Annotated in this window: 16 protein-coding genes; 7 read left to right on the top strand and 9 right to left on the bottom strand. The window is 72.5% G+C overall.

Annotation, left to right across the window (positions count from 1 at the left end):
- The first annotated feature begins 322 nt into the window (after nt 1–322).
- Together ACZ4TG_RS27550 and ACZ4TG_RS27555 are read left to right on the top strand one after the other, a co-directional pair.
- On the top strand, nt 323–1,432 hold the full coding sequence (locus tag ACZ4TG_RS27550; RefSeq protein WP_468167420.1) for a serine hydrolase domain-containing protein: 1,110 nt from the start codon (nt 323–325) through the stop codon (nt 1,430–1,432).
- Nucleotides 1,433–1,472: 40 nt separating this feature from the next.
- On the top strand, nt 1,473–2,246 hold the full coding sequence (locus tag ACZ4TG_RS27555) for an alpha/beta fold hydrolase (protein ID WP_468167422.1): 774 nt from the start codon (nt 1,473–1,475) through the stop codon (nt 2,244–2,246).
- Here ACZ4TG_RS27555 and ACZ4TG_RS27560 read toward each other — a convergent pair.
- Nucleotides 2,243–3,556 carry an MFS transporter gene (locus ACZ4TG_RS27560; RefSeq protein WP_468167424.1) on the bottom strand — a complete coding sequence of 438 codons (1,314 nt, stop codon included), beginning with the start codon at nt 3,554–3,556 and terminating at the stop codon, nt 2,243–2,245. The two genes, ACZ4TG_RS27555 and ACZ4TG_RS27560, sit on opposite strands and share 4 nt — an antisense overlap.
- Nucleotides 3,553–4,095, bottom strand: coding sequence for an ArsR/SmtB family transcription factor (locus tag ACZ4TG_RS27565; RefSeq protein WP_468167426.1), 543 nt, complete (start codon nt 4,093–4,095; stop codon nt 3,553–3,555). Before ACZ4TG_RS27565 ends, ACZ4TG_RS27560 begins: the two co-directional genes overlap by 4 nt.
- Nucleotides 4,096–4,277: 182 nt before the next feature.
- Here ACZ4TG_RS27565 and ACZ4TG_RS27570 point away from each other — a divergent pair, with 182 nt between their 5' ends.
- Genes ACZ4TG_RS27570 through ACZ4TG_RS27580 form a run of 3 tightly spaced genes read left to right on the top strand, consistent with a single transcriptional unit; the run spans nt 4,278 to nt 5,844 of the window.
- Entirely contained in the window at nt 4,278–4,682 is a 405-nt protein-coding gene (locus ACZ4TG_RS27570) for a hypothetical protein (RefSeq protein WP_468167428.1), read from the top strand.
- Nucleotides 4,658–5,104, top strand: coding sequence for a thiol-disulfide oxidoreductase DCC family protein (locus tag ACZ4TG_RS27575; RefSeq protein ID WP_468167430.1), 447 nt, complete (start codon nt 4,658–4,660; stop codon nt 5,102–5,104). Before ACZ4TG_RS27570 ends, ACZ4TG_RS27575 begins: the two co-directional genes overlap by 25 nt.
- Nucleotides 5,086–5,844, top strand: coding sequence for a TetR family transcriptional regulator (locus ACZ4TG_RS27580; protein WP_468167432.1), 759 nt, complete (start codon nt 5,086–5,088; stop codon nt 5,842–5,844). The genes ACZ4TG_RS27575 and ACZ4TG_RS27580 overlap by 19 nt, the downstream gene beginning before the upstream one ends.
- A 27-nt stretch (nt 5,845–5,871) precedes the next feature.
- Here ACZ4TG_RS27580 and ACZ4TG_RS27585 read toward each other — a convergent pair whose 3' ends face one another.
- Entirely contained in the window at nt 5,872–7,125 is a 1,254-nt protein-coding gene (locus tag ACZ4TG_RS27585) for an MFS transporter (protein ID WP_468167434.1), read from the bottom strand.
- 108 nt (nt 7,126–7,233) lie between these two features.
- Here ACZ4TG_RS27585 and ACZ4TG_RS27590 point away from each other — a divergent pair, with 108 nt between their 5' ends.
- Nucleotides 7,234–7,797: a MarR family winged helix-turn-helix transcriptional regulator gene (locus tag ACZ4TG_RS27590; RefSeq protein ID WP_468167436.1), complete on the top strand. Its 564-nt coding sequence runs from the start codon at nt 7,234–7,236 to the stop codon at nt 7,795–7,797.
- 12 nt (nt 7,798–7,809) lie between these two features.
- Here ACZ4TG_RS27590 and ACZ4TG_RS27595 read toward each other — a convergent pair whose 3' ends face one another.
- The 3 genes from ACZ4TG_RS27595 to ACZ4TG_RS27605 all read right to left on the bottom strand — a co-directional run bounded on the left by ACZ4TG_RS27595 (nt 7,810) and on the right by ACZ4TG_RS27605 (nt 11,082).
- Nucleotides 7,810–9,372, bottom strand: a complete 1,563-nt coding sequence (locus ACZ4TG_RS27595) for an ABC transporter substrate-binding protein (protein WP_468167438.1) — start codon at nt 9,370–9,372, stop codon at nt 7,810–7,812.
- 88 nt (nt 9,373–9,460) lie between these two features.
- Nucleotides 9,461–10,840, bottom strand: coding sequence for a metallophosphoesterase (locus ACZ4TG_RS27600; RefSeq protein ID WP_468167440.1), 1,380 nt, complete (start codon nt 10,838–10,840; stop codon nt 9,461–9,463).
- Complete coding sequence (locus tag ACZ4TG_RS27605) at nt 10,837–11,082, bottom strand: SCO4848 family membrane protein (RefSeq protein WP_468167442.1); 246 nt, start codon at nt 11,080–11,082, stop codon at nt 10,837–10,839. The genes ACZ4TG_RS27600 and ACZ4TG_RS27605 overlap by 4 nt, the downstream gene beginning before the upstream one ends.
- A 121-nt stretch (nt 11,083–11,203) precedes the next feature.
- Here ACZ4TG_RS27605 and ACZ4TG_RS27610 point away from each other — a divergent pair, with 121 nt between their 5' ends.
- Complete coding sequence (locus tag ACZ4TG_RS27610) at nt 11,204–12,448, top strand: D-alanyl-D-alanine carboxypeptidase family protein (protein ID WP_468167444.1); 1,245 nt, start codon at nt 11,204–11,206, stop codon at nt 12,446–12,448.
- Between the two features lie 7 nt (nt 12,449–12,455).
- Here ACZ4TG_RS27610 and ACZ4TG_RS27615 read toward each other — a convergent pair whose 3' ends face one another.
- The 3 genes from ACZ4TG_RS27615 to trpS all read right to left on the bottom strand — a co-directional run bounded on the left by ACZ4TG_RS27615 (nt 12,456) and on the right by trpS (nt 15,283).
- Nucleotides 12,456–13,430: a YihY/virulence factor BrkB family protein gene (locus ACZ4TG_RS27615; RefSeq protein ID WP_468167446.1), complete on the bottom strand. Its 975-nt coding sequence runs from the start codon at nt 13,428–13,430 to the stop codon at nt 12,456–12,458.
- Nucleotides 13,431–13,587: 157 nt separating this feature from the next.
- Complete coding sequence (locus tag ACZ4TG_RS27620; RefSeq protein ID WP_468167448.1) at nt 13,588–14,184, bottom strand: 2'-5' RNA ligase family protein; 597 nt, start codon at nt 14,182–14,184, stop codon at nt 13,588–13,590.
- Nucleotides 14,185–14,269: 85 nt separating this feature from the next.
- Nucleotides 14,270–15,283 (bottom strand): tryptophan--tRNA ligase, encoded by a 1,014-nt coding sequence (gene trpS, locus ACZ4TG_RS27625; RefSeq protein WP_468167450.1) that lies wholly within the window; start codon nt 15,281–15,283, stop codon nt 14,270–14,272.
- Nucleotides 15,284–15,417 lie beyond the last annotated feature (134 nt).

A 15,417-nucleotide genomic window follows, 5' to 3' on the forward strand; every position in this document is an offset into this window, starting at 1 on the left:
GGATCCGCTCCGGGGGCGGGGCCTTCGCCGTGTCCTCCCCCGCCGGGGTGACATCCCGGCCGGAAGGCCTGCGTCCCCGACCTGTTCGCGGGACCCGAGGACCTGGACGTGGGCCGGACTCCGAGAAGGGGAGGTACGCCACGAAGGGCAGGTACGCCACCAGGACCAACGTCCCGTACGGGACCCCCGTGACGATCCCCGACGGCCCGGCCAAGCGGCTGGAGATCGGGGAGACCCTGACGCGCGCCTAGGTGGGCGGTCGGGGGCGGCTCGGGGGCGGCCCCGATGGTCCGCCGATCTTCCTCGCGGCAGGGTTGGAGGCATGACGAACCCCGCGAACTCCGCCGCCCGCAAGGCCCGTTGGATCTCCCTGGTGGCCGGCGCCGCCGCCCTCGTGTCGGTCACCGTCGGTGCCACGCAGCCGGCCTCGGCGGCCGTCCGCCACCCTGCCCCCGCGACCGCCGGACCGCACGGGCACCAGCCCGTCGACCGCGCCGCGCTGGCGCAGCTGATGGCCCCGGGCGGCATGGCGAGCGGGACCATGGTGCGGATCACCGGCCCGGGTGTGCACCTGACGGAGGCCACCGGGCAGCTCTCGCAGGACCCCGCCGCGAACTTCCGCGTCGGCAGCATCACCAAGGTGTTCACCTCGACCGTGATCCTCCAGCTCGTGGGCGAGGGCCGGTTCACCATGGAAACGCCCGTGCAGGAGCTGCTCCCCGGGACCCTCCCGGCCCACTGGGCGCCGATCACCGTACGCCAGCTCCTGAGCCACACGAGCGGCCTGCGCCTGCCCTGCGTGGCACCCGAGAACCCGGCCTCGCCCACCCCGGCCGCCGTCATCGCCGCCCTCACCGACCCGAAGTGCCCCGCGCCCCGGTCACCGATCACCCAGCAGTACAACGGGATGAACTACTTCCTCCTGGGCCTGGTGGTCGAGAAGGTCACCGGCCGCTCCTACGCCGACGAGGTCCAGCGCCGCATCGCCCGCCCGCTCGGCCTGCGCCACACCTACGTCCCGGCCGCCGGGGACACCTCGATCCCCGCCCCGTCGCTGGCCGCCCCCGTCGCCGACGACCCGTGGGCCTGGGCCGAGGGCGGCATGATCTCCAACGCCCCGGACCTGGAGCGCTTCCTGCGGTCCCTGCTGCGCGGCCGGCTGCTGGCGCCCGCGCAGCAGGCGGAGCTGTTCCGCATGCCGGCCCTCTCCGAGGGCGCGAAGGACCGCTTCAGCATGGCGGGTCTGGTGCGGGGCCGGCTCGAGGACGGCACGGTGGTCTGGGGCAAGACCGGCTCCAAGGTCCCCAACGCCAACGGGCTGTTCGGCACGCAGGACGGCGAGCGCGTCCTCGTGTACTCGTACACCGTCCTGGACAACGACCCGGACAAGCAGCGCGCCCGCGCCCAGGACCTCGCCGAGGCCGCGTTCTAAGCGGTGGCGGCCGGCGGTCCCGGGGGGCGAGGATCAGCACATGATCATTTCTCATGATGTGGACGGGCCCGCCGACGGCCCGGCCGTGGTCCTGCTGCACTCCGCCGTCTGCGACCGGCGGATGTGGGACCCCCAGTGGCGCCCGCTCGCCGAAGCCGGTTTCCGCGTCGTCCGGGCGGACTTCCGCACCTGCGGGCGATCCCCCGCCGCCGAGGCCCCGTACAGCGACGACGGCGACGTCCTCGCACTGCTGGACCAGCTCGGCATCGGGCGCGCCGCCCTCGTCGGCTCCTCCTACGGCGGCCGGGTCGCACTCCAGATCGCCGCCCTGCACCCCGGGCGGGTGTCGCGCCTGGCCCTGCTCTGCCCGGGTCGGCCGGGACTGCGGCCGGACGGCCCGGAGGTCCGGGCATTCGGAGCCGCCGAGGACGCACTGGTGGAGGCCGGGGACCTGGCGGGCGCGGCCGCGCTGACCGCCGCCACGTGGCTCGGCCCCGAAGCCGGGGAGGGCGCACGCGCCGCCGTACGGGAGATGGCGCTGGGCAACCTGCGGGGCGCCCTCGCCGCCACCGGGGACCACGAACTCCCCGAGCCCGAGGTGGACCTGGCCGCCGTCACCGCCCCGGTGCTGGCCGTCGGCGGCGCGCACGACCTCCCCGACTACCGCCGTATCCCCGCCGACCTCGCCGCCCTCGTCCCGGGCGCCGAGTACCGCGAACTGGCCTGGGCGGGGCACCTGCCCTCCCTGGAGCGCCCGGCTGACATCACGCGGCTGCTGCTGGAGTTCCTCGCCGGCCCGCCGGGACGGGCCTAGACGATCCCGTTGCCCGGCCGGCCCTGAAGGGCACCCTGCTGAACGGGATCCGAGGACGCCGGGTGATCCGGGTCATCGGCGGGGACGGCGGCACGCAGCGCCGCCTCGACCTGACGGTTGCTGGTCATCGTCGCCGTGACGGCGGTCATGGTGAGGAGGAGGCCCGCGGCGGCGTAGAGCGGGGTGCGTACGTCGTAGGTGGTGGCCAGCCAGCCGCCGAGGAAGGCGCCGAACGGGGCGGCGCACATGGAAAGCATGCGGGAGGTGGAGGCGACCCGGCCCATCAGGTGGGCGGGGACGATCGTCTGCCGCAGGGAGGGGCCGAGGACCATCGTGGCGCCCATGCCCGCTCCGCAGACGGCCAGCGCGAGTCCGGCGACGTACGGGTTCGGGGCGGCGGCAAGGCCCAGGATGGCGAGTCCCTCGACCGCGGCCGTGCAGGTCAGCGCGGCGCCGGTGCCGAGTCGTCGGCCGAGGAAGGAGGCGATGCCCGCGCCGAGCAGGCCGCCGGTGGCCTCCGCCGTGAGGAGCAGGCCGAAGCCGAAGGTGTCGATGCCGAGACGGTCGTGCGCGAAGAGGGCGAGTACGGTCTCCACCGCGAGGAAGGCGATGTTCCCGACCGCCGGACGCAGCGCGAGCCCGAGCAGCAACTGATCCCGGAATACGTACGAGGCGCCGGCCCGCGCCTGCCGCAGCAGCGACTCACGGGCCTGCGGTACGGGCCGGGGCGCGGCGGGCAGCGACCGTACGAGCAGTGCGGACAGCGCGAACGACACCGCGTCGGCGAGCAGCGGAACCGCCCGCCCGAGCGCGAGCAGGGCACTGCCCGCGGGCGGCCCCGCGAAGCCGGACATGGCGGTCTGGGCGCCGCGCAGGCGGGAGTTGGCGCGCTCCAGGAGCGCGGGGTCGCGGCCGAGCAGGTCCGGCAGGTAGGCCGTGGCGGCGGTGTCGAAGAAGAGTCCGCCGAGGCCGAGCAGGAAGGCGAGGGCCGCGAGCAGCGGAATGCTCAGCACGTCGAGGGCGGCGGCCGCCGCCGGTATCGCGAGCAGCACCGCACGCGCCGCGTCCGCGACCCACATGGTGCGCCGGCGGTCCCAGCGGTCCACCAGCGCTCCGCCGAGCACCCCGAAGAGCAGCCACGGCAGCGTTCCGGCGGCCGTGACGACGGCGAGCGCCATCGGATCCCGCGTCAGCGTCAGCGCGAGCAGCGGCAGCGCGGCATGCGACACCCCGTCACCGAGCGAGGACACCGTCTGTGCGGTCCACAGCCGTCCGAATCCGGCCGGCAGCTTCCTTGCCTCTGAGGTCACTTGGCGTCCCCCTCGGCAGCCTGCCGGCGCGGTGCCGGGTGGAACAGCGCGAAGACGAGCGACGCGTCCGGCAGCGAAGGGTCGGACAGCTCCCGGTACTCGTCCGCCAGTGCCTGCAGCCGTGCCCCCAGCTCCGCGAACTGCTCGTCGGTGAGCCGCAGATGCGCCATCCGTACGTGCCGCTCGGCGTCCACCGGCGCTGCCTCCAGGTCGGCCACCGCATGCCGCATCAGCACGTCCGGGCCGCCCTCGCCCGGATCCGGCAGCACGATCGCCCGCGCGGCCATGGCGTAGTACCGCTCGGTGACCCCCCGGACCTTCCGGGTCCGTACCACCTTCACCAGGCCGGCCCGTTCGAGCAGCCGGACGTGGTAGCTGGAACTCCCCTTCGCAAGGCCCACCCGCTCGGCGATCTGCGTGATCGTCGCGGGCTCGAAGCGGAGCACGGCCATGATCCGGTGACGCGTGAGATTGGAAACGGCGCGCAGCTGCTCGTCGGTGGTGACGTGGAGCGCCTCGGGAAGATCATCGGTAGGCATGGCCTAATGGTCAACACTTCTTGACCATTGCGCAAGGGGTTTTGTTCGGGCTTCCGAAATCGACGTCCGGCACCTCGACCGCCCCCCTCCGCGAAGGCCTCGCCGCGATGCCTTGAACCTGTTCAAAAACAGGTCTACAGTCAGTCCCGTCAGCAGTTGAACACGTTCAAAGGGGCTGGGGCATGGACCTCACCGTGGTCGCGTACGTCATCTACCTGATCATCAGCATCGGGCTCACCGTCTGGGTGGCCCGCACGCTCAGCCGCAACGGCCGCATCTTCATCGCCGACGTCCTCCAGGGGAACGAGAAGCTCGCGGAGGCCGTCAACCACCTCCTGGTGGTCGGCTTCTACCTCGTGAACATCGGCTTCGTGACCCTCTACCTCCGCTCGAGCGAGACGATACTCGAAGCCCGCGGCCTCTTCGAGGCGCTCTCGGTCAAGCTCGGCGTCGTCCTGCTGGTCCTCGGCGTCATGCACCTCGGCAACGTGTGGGTGCTCAACAAGATGCGCCGCCGCGGGATCATGGAGCGTCAGCAGACCCCGCCGGTCGCCCCCCAGGGGTGGACCGCGCCCGCCGGGGCCTGATCCCGGTGGCCGCGCCGACCAGGCACCTGACCGTCCTCTACGACGCCGACTGCCCGCTCTGCGTCCACATCCGGCACTGGCTGCTCGGGCAGCGCCCACTGGTCCCGCTCCGGCTGGTCCCGGCCGGGTCCTACGAAGCGCAGCACCGCTTCCCCCGGCTCGACCACCCCGCCACCCTCCGGCAGATCACCGTGGTCGGGGACAGGGGCCAGGTGTGGACCGGGACCGACGCCTTCATCGTGTGCCTGTGGGCGCTGGCCGAGCACCGGCCGAAGGCGAACTGGCTGGCCACCCCGGCCGGCCGGCCCTTCGCCCGGGCCGCGATGCACACGGCCTCCGCCTGGCGGTCTGTGGTACGTACCAACACCGAAGCGGAGCCTGGGGACCCACTCTGTGGCGACCAATGCTCCGCACCCCGATAGGGTCGGACACCGTGACTGATCAGAAGGCTCCCAAGAGCGAGCAGACCCGCACGCTCATCCTCGAAACCGCGCTCCGCCTCTTCCAGGAGCGCGGGTTCGACAAGACGACCATGCGGGTCATCGCCAAGGAGGCAGGGGTCTCGGTCGGCAACGCGTACTACTACTTCGCCTCGAAGGAACATCTGGTCCAGGGCTTCTACGACCGGATCGGCGCCGCGCACCAGGCTGCGGTCCGGCCCATCCTGGACAACGAGACCGATCTGCAGAAGCGGCTCGCGGGCGTTCTGACGAGCTGGCTGGACATCGCGGCGCCGTACCACGAGTTCGCTTCGCAGTTCTTCAAGAACGCGGCCGACCCGGAGAGCCCCCTCAGCCCCTTCTCCCCGGAATCGGAACCGGCGCGCAAGGCCGCGATCGACATGCACCGCGAGGTGCTGGCGGGCGCGAAGACCAAGGTTCCCGACGAACTGGCCGACGTGCTGCCGGAGCTGATGTGGCTCTCGCAGATGGGACTGGTCCTGTACTGGGTCTTCGACCGCTCGCCGAACAGCGAGAAGACCCGCCGGCTCGCGGAGCGCGGTGCGCAGCTGACGACCCGGGGCATCATCCTGGCCCGGTTCCGGGTGCTGCGGCCGCTGGTGCGGGAAGTGCACGAGCTGTTCGCGGACTTCCTGCCGGGCATGGCCCAGACGGCGGTGTCCCGCAAGCGCGCCTCCGACCCCCACCCCGAGAAGGAGTAGGGGCCGTACGGGCGGCAGTGCGGTTGCTCAGGCGCCGAGGACGAGCAAGGCCGCGACGGCCGGGCCGAAGGCGCCGCCCAGCTGGTAGCAGAGGGTGAACAGGCCGATGGCGGTGGGCCGCTGGGCCTCGGGGGCGCCGCTCACGGCGTGGGTGGAGAGGATGGCGTTGGCCGCGCTGGCGGTGAACACGCCCACCCCGGTGGCCGCCAGCAGCAGGGGGCCCCAGCTCGCGAAGACCGCGGTGGCCGCGGCCAGGACCCCCGCCCCGGCGAGGACCGTACGGACGGCCGTGCGGCTCATGCGTACCGACGCGGCGGCGAGCAGCCAGGACAGCGCGGACCCGGCGAGCAGGGCCACGAGCTGTCCGGCCCCGGCCCCGGCGGCGTCCCAGCCGGCCCGGTCGGCGAGCAGCCGGGGCGCCGAGAACAGCAGGGTGAAGTAGGACCCGGACAGGCCGAGGGCGAGCAGCGCCGAGACGACGAAGACCGGCTGGCGGAGCAGGGCGACGGGGACGAACCCGTCGGGGCGCCGGCGTACGTGCAGCGCGAGCAGCACGCCGGCGACGAGGGCCCCGCCGAGGGCGGCCAGGGGCGCGGTCGGGAGCAGGACCAGAGCGGTGGCCAGGGCGGTCAGCAGCCCGGCGCCGCGCGCGTCGAAGGGGCCGGCGACGGGCAGCGGGGCGGATCGGGCGTACCGGCCGACGGCGGGCACCGCGAGCAGGGAGACCACCGAGACGGCGAGCGAGAGCCGCCAGGACAGGGCGTCCGACAGCTGCTGCCCCAGCAACGGGCCGACCGCGCCGAGCATCCCGAAGCCGGCGCTGATGACGCCCATCCGGCGGGCCGTCCCGGCGAGGCTGATCGCGGCGGCCACCAGACCGGCGCCGCCGGCCGCCTGGGCGGAGCGGCCGATGAGGGCGACCGGCAGCCAGGGGGCGACGGCGACGAGCAGGGTGCCGGCGAGCACCAGGGCGGTGGAGAGCCGCAGCACGGCGCCCAGGCCCCGGCGGCGGATCAGTCCGGCGAGCAGCGGGGTGCCGACGGCGATGGCCCAGCCGAAGGCGGTCAGGAGCCAGGCGGCGGTGGGGGCGCCGACGCCGAGGGAGGCCGCCATGTCCGGGAGGATCAGCACCGGCGCGTTGGCCCCGGCGGCGATGGGGGTGGCGAGGAGCGCCAGCCAGAGGACGGGCACGGGGCGGGGGCGCGCCGCCGGGGCGGCGGGGGCGGCGGGGGCGTCGGCGGTGGCAGTGGCGGTGGTGGCGCCGGGGTTGGTGACGGACATGGCGGGCCGCTCCGATCCATCTCTCAGGATTAATAATCTCAACGTTGAAATAAAAACACCGACACCGCCTCAACGTCAAGTGTCTTAACGTTGAGGTAATCTGGGCGCATGCACCGAGACAGCGGCACGGACAGCACGGACAGCACGGCCGGAGCAGAGGGCGCCGACATGGTGGACGCGATCGTCGGCCAGTGGGCGGCCGAGCGCCCCGACCTGGTCGACGCCCTCTGGCCGGTCGAGACCCTGGCCCGGATCCAGCGCATGAACCGGGTCATCGACAAGCACCTGAAGTCCTTCACGGCCGAGCACGGCCTGGAGATCGGCGAGTTCGACGTACTGACCACCCTGCGCCGGTCGGGCCCCCCGTACGCACTGACCGCCGGCGCCCTGCTCCAGGCGGCCATGGTCACCTCGGGCGCGATCACCAACCGGATCGACCGGATGGAGGCCAAGGGCCTGGTCGAGCGGGTACGCGACGACGTGGACCGGCGCTCGGTGCGCATCCGGCTGACCGAACAGGGCCGCGCGCTCAGCGAAACCGTGATCACCGAGCACCTGCGCGCCTACCCGAAGCTGCTGGCCCCGCTCGACCGCGAGACCTGCCGGGAGGTGGCGCAGGCCCTGCACACCCTGCTGACGGCCCACGGCGACACACCGGGCGGGACGGCGTAGGAGCAGGGCCCCCTACAGCCGGTCGAGCTCCCACAGACGCCAGACGCCCGTGCCGTCGGAGAGGTACTGCGCCCCGGTGACGGCCTCGCGCGACATCACGTAGTCCTTCTTCTGCCAGATCGGCAGGATCGGGACCTGCTGCGCGACGATCCGCTGGAGCTCGCGGAAGTCGGCGGCCGCCGCGCCGCGGTCCGAGTGGGACTGCGTACGGGTGATCAGCTCGTCGACGGTCTTGTCGGAGAAGCCGTTGTTCATGGTGGACCCGGCACCGACGAGGGGCGCGAGGAAGTTGTCCGCGTCCGGGAAGTCCGCGATCCAGCCGACGGTGTACACGTCGAAGTCCCCGGCCGCGTACTGCTTCTGGAAGTCCTCCCACTTCGCGACGGCCTTGAGCTTCACCTGGAAGAGACCGGTGTCCGTGAGCTGCTTGACGATCGCGTCGGCCTCCGCGACGTTCGCCCCGCGCTCGTTGACACCCAGGGTGACCGAGACGGGGGCGGCGATCCCGGCGTCCTTGAGGAGCTTCCTGGCCGTGGCCGCGTTGGGCGCCGGGTAGGTGTCGAAGAAGGGCGTGCTGTGCGCCGCGACGCCCGCCGGGACGAGGGAGTAGAGCGGGGTCACCGTGCCCCGGTGCACCTCGGCCGCCAGCTTCGAGCGGTCGAGGACGGCGGCCACGGCCTGGCGGACGGCGGGCTTCGACACGGGACCGCCGGGGCGGAGGTTGAAGACGAGGTTACGGGTCTCCGTGCCGCCGGAGGCCTGGTAGCGGGTGTCCTTCAGGCCCGGGTTGAGGCCCGCGAGCACCTCGGGCGGCATGTCCCGGTGCGCGACCTCGATCTGGTGGTCCCGCCATGCCGCGTCGAGCTGGGCGGAGTCCTTGAAGTACTTCACCGTGACCGCCGAGCGGGCCGGCTTCGCCTGCCCCTTGTACGCCGGGTTGGGCCTGAGCTCGGCGCTCTCGCCGGCCTGGTACGCACCGAGCGCGTACGGGCCCGAGCCGTCGACCTTGCCGTCCTGGCGCAGGGCCTTGGCCGGGTACTTCTCCCGGTCGACGATCGAGGCGGCGCCCGTCGCGATCTTGAAGGGGAAGGTGGCGTCGCGGCTGGAGAGGTTGAAGGTGACCGTGAGGCCGTCCGCCTTGACGGACTCCAGGGTGTTGAAGAGCGGGGCAGGGCCCTGGTCGGAGTTGATCGCCTTGATCCGGTCGAAGGAGTGCTTGACGTCCTGCGCCGTGATCGCGCGGCCGTTGGAGAACTTGGCGTCCGGGCGCAGCTCGCACTGGTACGTGGTCAGCTTCTGGCCGATGAACTGGCAGGCCGAGGCGGCGTCCGGGACGGGGGCGTCGGAGCCCGCCTTGATCGTCAGCAGGGACTGGTAGACGTTGCCGAACAGGGCCCAGGAGCCCGCGTCGTAGGCCCCCGCCGGGTCCAGGTCGGAGACGACGTCGCTCGTTCCGACCCGGATCGCCGAGCCGCGTCCGCTGCCCTCGCCGGGCAGCAGCTGCCAGGCGGCGACTCCGCCCGCCGCCGCGAGGGCCAGAGCGGCCGCGATGAACTTCGAGCGGGCAGACCGCATCCCCTGAACCCCGATATTCGAACTAGGTATCCGACTATCGGTCACCCAATCACGGAAAATCGGCCACCGGAAGGCCGGTTATGCGGTGTCAGGCCTGGTATGAGGCGAGTTCGACCACGGTGATGTCGGAGGGCGCGCCGACTCGAACGGGAGGTCCCCAGGCACCGGCGCCGCGGGAGACGTAGAGCTGCGTGTCCCCGTAGCGCTCCAGCCCGGCGACGGTGGGATTGGCGAGCTCGGCGAGGTAGTTGCCGGGCCAGAGCTGGCCGCCGTGGGTGTGCCCGGAGAGCTGGAGGTCGACTCCGTGGCGGACGGCGTCGTGGATGACGATCGGCTGGTGGGCGAGGAGCACGGCGGTCCGGGACCGGTCGCGGTCGCCGAGGGCCGCCTGGAAGTCGGGGCCGTGGCCCTCGCTCTCGCCCTGTACGTCGTTGACCCCGGCGAGGTCGAAGTGCGGCAGGGGACGGCGGGCGTTCTCCAGGGGGTGCAGCCCCAGCTCGCGCACGTGGTCGACCCACTGCTGGGCCCCGGAGAAGTACTCGTGGTTGCCGGTGACGAAGTAGGAGCCGTGCCGGGCTTCGAGCAGGCGCAGCGGCTCGGCGGCCCGCCCCAGATCGTGCACGTTCCCGTCGACCAGGTCCCCGACGACGGCGATGAGGTCGGGCTGCGTCCGGTTGACGGTGTCGACGATGCGCTGGGTGTGGGCGCGGCCGAGGACCGGCCCGAGGTGGACGTCGCTGACGACGGCGATGCGGAACCCGTGCGCGGCGCGGGGCAGCTTGGCGAGCGGGACCCGCACCCGCTTGACGCGCGGCCCGCGCAGCACGCCGTAGGTCCCGTACCCGACCGTCCCCGCGGCGGCGACTCCCGCCGCCGCGCCGACGGTCCGCGCGACGAACCGGCGGCGGCTGAGCATGTCGCGGGCGGCCTCGGGGTCGGCCGCGGCGGCGGGCGCGGGCGCCGGGGCCGTCTCCGGGGCGGGCGCGGGCTCCGGGGCGGGGGCCGGCTCCGACACGCGGGCCGGCTCCGAGGCGGGCCCGGGAGCGGAGCCGGAGGCAGCGGCGGAGCCGGAGGCAGCGGCGGTGGGCGCGGCAGCGGAGGCAGGCGCCGACGCGGCGGCGGGTGCAGGGGCCGGGGCGGGGGCGGCGGCCGCGATCCGGCGGAGCCAGAGCGCCCGTACCACCTCCGCCACCAGCATCGCCAGGGTCAGGTACAGCAGCACCGCGAGCCACATGAAGCCCGGCCACGACACCGCCTGCTGGACCGGGAAGGGGGCGCCGGCACGGCCCGCGACCAGGGCCGCCACCGCCAGCAGGGGCAGGGCGAAGGCCAGCCCGGTCCCGGTCCGGCGCCAGGCGCCGCCCGGGCGGGTCGTGTCACGGACCAGGCGGACCCACAGCCACCGGTGCACCAGGACCAGGAGGGCGAAGACCGCCAGGGCCACGAGGGCGAAGACAAATACGGTCATCGTGATTCACGCCGCAGCGCGCGGACCCCGCGCAACCCGATCACACCAACGGCCGTCCCCAGGAGAAAGGACGTCACCGCGAGTACAAAGTGGACCCAGAAGTAAGCCGTAGGGTCACCGGCCGTGTCGAAAGCCTGGCCGCTGCCGTTCTTCCACAGGTTCCGGACGAAGGACACCCAGATGATCCAGCTCCACACTCCGAAGGCGAGCAGGAACCAGGAGGCGGCACGGCTGAGTTTCATGTCCCCAGTATCGGATTCCTACCCGGGACGGACGCGCCGGGGTGGGCTAGACCGGCGGTGGTTCGGGCGGGTTGGCCGGTCAGCGAGGGCGGACAGCACATCGGGATGTACTTTCACCTGCGTGTATGCCAAGAAGACCGCGCTGACGGTCCTTTCCGCCGCGCTGCTGATCCCCGGAATCCTCGCGGCCCCCGCACACGCCGACCCGACGCTCCAGGCGACACCGACCGCCGACGTGAACGGCGGGCCCATGGTGCCCGGACCGCCCCCCGCGATGTCCACCGTCGGCGGCACGATGCTCGGGCAGCCCGGCACCCAGGTGGACCTGCTGCCCGGCGCACCCGCCCTCCCGACGAGCCTCACCGGGCGCTCGTGGATCGTGGCGGACGCCGAGACGGGCGCGGTCCTCGCGGCGTACAACGCCCACTGGCGGCTCCCCCCGGCTTCGACGATGAAGATGCTCTTCGCCGACACCGTGCTGCCGGGCCTCCCCAAGGACCAGGTGCACAAGGTCACCGACCAGGACATGGACGGAGTGGGCCCGGGCAGCAGCCTGGTCGGCGTGAAGGAGGACCTCGAATACACCGTCCACGACCTGTGGCTCGGGGTGTTCCTGCGCTCCGGGAACGACGCCGTGCACGTACTTTCGGCCATGAACGGCGGCGTGGAGAAGACCGTCAAGGACATGCAGGCGCACGCGGAGGAGCTCCAGGCCCTCGACACGCACGTGGTCTCCCCGGACGGGTACGACGCCCCGGGCCAGGTCTCCAGCGCGTACGACCTCACCCTCATCGCCCGCTCCGGGCTGCAGAAGCAGGACTTCCGCGAGTACTGCGGGACGGCGAGCGCGAAATTCCCCGGCAAGCAGGAGGCGGGCAAGCCGCGCGAGTTCTTCGAGATCCAGAACACCAACCGGCTGATGACGGGCGCGGGCGGCCTCTCCCCGTACAAGGGCATCGCCGGGGTGAAGAACGGCAACACCACCCTGGCCGGCTCGACCTTCACCGGAGCGGCCCAGCAGGGCGACAAGAAGCTCCTGGTCACGGTGATGAACCCGGTCACGGCCGGGGCCAATTCGGTGTACCAGGAGACCGCCGCGCTCTTCGACTGGGGTTTCGCGGCGATCGGGAAGGTGAAGCCGGTCGGTGAGCTGGTGCCGCCCAAGAGCGCCGACCCCACCTCGCACGGCTCCCCCGCCCCGTCGCACGAGAACAACAGGGCGGCCGGCGACGACTCCGGAAGCAGCGGCATCGGCACCGCACTCGGCATCGCGGGCGGGGCGCTGGCCGTACTGGCGGGCGGGGCGCTGGTCGTCAACCGGCGCTGGCCGCGCCGCGGCCGCCGGGGCGGCCAGGACCTGGTCTAGGCCGTCACTACGAGGTGCGCGCGGGCCCGGTCCCGGGGCCCGCGCCCCGCGCGGTGCGCTCCGGGTCCCCGGGCTCTGCGGGGTCCCCGGGGTCCCCGGGCTCCTCGGGGTCTTCCTCCCCGTCCCCGTCCGCGTCGTCGCGGGTGGCGGTCCAGGCGGAGCAGAACAGCAGCAGCTTCGCGGTGAAGTTGATCCAGAGCAGCAGGGCGATCGGCACGCCGAAGGCCCCGTACATGCTCTTCGCCGCGACCTCCCGCATGTAGCCGCTCAGCAGCAGCTTCAGCAGCTCGAACCCGGCCGCGCCGATCAGGGCGGCCTGGATCAGGCGGGCGCGCCGCGGTTCGACCCCGGGCAGCAGGGTCAGTACGTACAGCAGGAGCAGGAAGGCGGCCAGTACGCCGACCAGGAAGGCTGCGGACCTCAGCAGCGCCCCGCCCGCGCCCTCGCGCGGGATGCCCAGCCAGCCGCCGAACTTGCCCACCGCGCTGGAGCCGATGATCGAGGCGGCGGCCGAGGCCACGCCCGCGCCGCCGAGGCCGAGGAGGACGAGCGCGTCCTTGCCCTTGCGGGCGACGGGGTTGCCCTGGTCCTCGTCGTCCTTCTCCCACACGGCGCGCAGGCAGTCGCGCATCGAGCCGACCCAGCCGATGCCGGTGAAGAGCAGCAGCGCACCCGCGACGAGGCCGATGGTGCCCGCGTTGGCCACGAGCGCGTCGAGGTCGAGCTGGTCGGAGATCCCGGGCACCTGCTCGGCGAGGTTCTTCTGGAGCCGGTCGAGCTGTTCCTTGCTGAGCAGCGCCGCGCCGACGGCGGCGGCGACGGTGATCAGCGGGAAGAGCGCCAGGAAGCTGATGAAGGTGATCGCGGCGGCCAGTCTGGCCCAGTGGACCCGGTCGAGCCGCTCGTACGAGCGCCACGCGTGGGTCCGCATCGCAGCGGCCACCCACGGCCCGACCACCGGGAGTTTCTTCAGCCAGTCCATGGGGTCACCGTAAATGAGCTGCCGGAAATAGCCGGTATTGTCGGTTTCGGGTACTACGGTCGTCGATTGTGACTTTTCGCCCTACGGCTCGCCCGTTCCACGCACTGGTCCTGAGAAGGCTCAGGTTCCACGCGCTCCAGGCCCTGCGGCCGCTCCGCTACGAGCGGCGTACGGACGTACCGGCCGCTTCGTCGGTGGGTGAGCCCTGCTGCGCCGGGACGCCGGTCGGGCCCGTGCCGAAGGGGTACTCGCGCAGCTTGCGCCAGACCCCGTCCGAGCCCTGCTCGTAGAGCGCGAAGCCCTCGCACAGCCACTCGGCCGAGTACCCGGCGAGGCTGCTGAACGCCACGTCCATCGCCTCGTCGGAGATCCCGTGGGCGACCGTGACGTGCGGGTGGTACGGGAAGGCCAGCTCCCGGCTGAGCGGACCGCCGGGGTCCCGGACCTGGCTCTGGAGGCGGGTGCAGCCGGAGCCGCCCTCGACGACCTGGACGAAGACGACCGGCGAGACGGGCCGGAAGGTCCCGGTGCCCGCCAGCCGCATCGCGAAGGCACGGAAGGCCGCCGCCACCTCGGCCAGGTGGGCCCGGATCGCCGGAAGCCGCTCGGCCTCCACCTCGGTGGGCGGGACGAGGGTGACATGCGTGGGGATGCCGTGCGCGGCGGCGTCCCCGAAGCCGGCGCGCAGCCCCTGGAGCTGGCTGCCGTACGGCTCCGGGACCGCGATCGAAACGCCGAGCGTTACGGTCCCCACGTATGTCCTCCGTCTGTCGTGTGAAAGGGTGCTGCCGCCTCAGTGTGGAGCCAGCACCCCCCGGACCGCCAGGGCCCTCTGTCGGTCAGTGCTTGGCGGGCAGGAAACCGAGGCGGTCGTAAGCCTGCGCCAGGGTCTCGGCGGCGACCGCCCGAGCCTTCTCCGCGCCCTTGGCCAGCACGGCGTCCAGGGTCTCCGGGTCGTCCAGGTAGTCCTGGGTGCGCTGCTTGAACGGTGTGACGAAATCGACCATCACACCGGCCAGGTCCGTCTTCAGCGCGCCGTAGCCCTTGCCCTCGTACCGGGCCTCCAGCTCGGTGACGGACTCGCCCGTGAGGGTGGAGTAGATCGTGAGCAGGTTGCTGACGCCGGGCTTCTTCTCGGTGTCGAAGCGGATCTCGGCCTCGGTGTCGGTGACCGCGCTCTTGATCTTCTTCTCGGTGACCTTGGGCTCGTCGAGGAGGTTGATCAGGCCCTTGGGGGACGAGGCGGACTTCGACATCTTGATCGCCGGGTCCTGGAGGTCGTAGATCTTCGCGACCTCCTTGACGATGTGCGCGGCGGGGAGCGTGAAGGTCTGGCCGAAGCGCGTGTTGAAGCGCTCGGCCAGGTCGCGGGTCAGCTCGATGTGCTGGCGCTGGTCCTCGCCGACGGGGACGGAGTTCGCCTGGTAGAGCAGGATGTCGGCGACCTGGAGGATCGGGTACGTGAACAGGCCGACGGTGGCGTTGTTGGCGCCCTGCTTGGCGGACTTGTCCTTGAACTGGGTCATCCGGCTCGCCTCACCGAAGCCGGTGATGCAGTTCATGACCCAGCCGAGCTGCGCGTGCTCGGGCACGTGGCTCTGGATGAAGAGCGTGCAGCGCTCGGGGTCCAGGCCGGCGGCGAGCAGCTGGGCGGCGGAGAGCCGGGTGTTCGCGCGCAGTTCCTTCGGATCCTGCGGCATGGTGATCGCGTGCAGGTCGACGACCATGTAGAAGGCGTCGTGCGTCTCCTGCAGGGCGACGTACTGACGGATGGCTCCGAGGTAGTTCCCGAGGTGGAACGAACCGGAGGTGGGCTGGATGCCGGAGAGCGCGCGAGGACGGTCAGAAGCCATGGCCTCATTCTCTCAGGTGCGGGGGCGGGCTCGGGCCCTTCGCTGGCCGGAACCGTCCGGGTCCGCGGGCCCCGCGGGCCCCCGCCCCGGACGGCGCCCCGCCCGCCGTGCGGGGGCCGCCCACGTACCGGGCA

Source organism: Streptomyces sp. NPDC028314 (assembly GCF_055565795.1).

Bases quoted from the DNA above. Each gene is read 5' to 3' on its own strand.
- ACZ4TG_RS27600 (WP_468167440.1), bottom strand. From the start codon at position 10,840: ATGACCGTATTTGTCTTCGCCCTCGTGGCCCTGGCGGTCTTCGCCCTC.
- ACZ4TG_RS27580 (WP_468167432.1), top strand. From the start codon at position 5,086: ATGCTCCGCACCCCGATAGGGTCGGACACCGTGACTGATCAGAAGGCT.
- ACZ4TG_RS27615 (WP_468167446.1), bottom strand. From the start codon at position 13,430: ATGGACTGGCTGAAGAAACTCCCGGTGGTCGGGCCGTGGGTGGCCGCT.
- ACZ4TG_RS27550 (WP_468167420.1), top strand. From the start codon at position 323: ATGACGAACCCCGCGAACTCCGCCGCCCGCAAGGCCCGTTGGATCTCC.
- ACZ4TG_RS27590 (WP_468167436.1), top strand. From the start codon at position 7,234: ATGCACCGAGACAGCGGCACGGACAGCACGGACAGCACGGCCGGAGCA.
- ACZ4TG_RS27565 (WP_468167426.1), bottom strand. From the start codon at position 4,095: ATGCCTACCGATGATCTTCCCGAGGCGCTCCACGTCACCACCGACGAG.
- ACZ4TG_RS27570 (WP_468167428.1), top strand. From the start codon at position 4,278: ATGGACCTCACCGTGGTCGCGTACGTCATCTACCTGATCATCAGCATC.
- ACZ4TG_RS27585 (WP_468167434.1), bottom strand. From the start codon at position 7,125: ATGTCCGTCACCAACCCCGGCGCCACCACCGCCACTGCCACCGCCGAC.
- ACZ4TG_RS27555 (WP_468167422.1), top strand. From the start codon at position 1,473: ATGATCATTTCTCATGATGTGGACGGGCCCGCCGACGGCCCGGCCGTG.
- ACZ4TG_RS27605 (WP_468167442.1), bottom strand. From the start codon at position 11,082: ATGAAACTCAGCCGTGCCGCCTCCTGGTTCCTGCTCGCCTTCGGAGTG.
- ACZ4TG_RS27595 (WP_468167438.1), bottom strand. From the start codon at position 9,372: ATGCGGTCTGCCCGCTCGAAGTTCATCGCGGCCGCTCTGGCCCTCGCG.
- trpS (WP_468167450.1), bottom strand. From the start codon at position 15,283: ATGGCTTCTGACCGTCCTCGCGCGCTCTCCGGCATCCAGCCCACCTCC.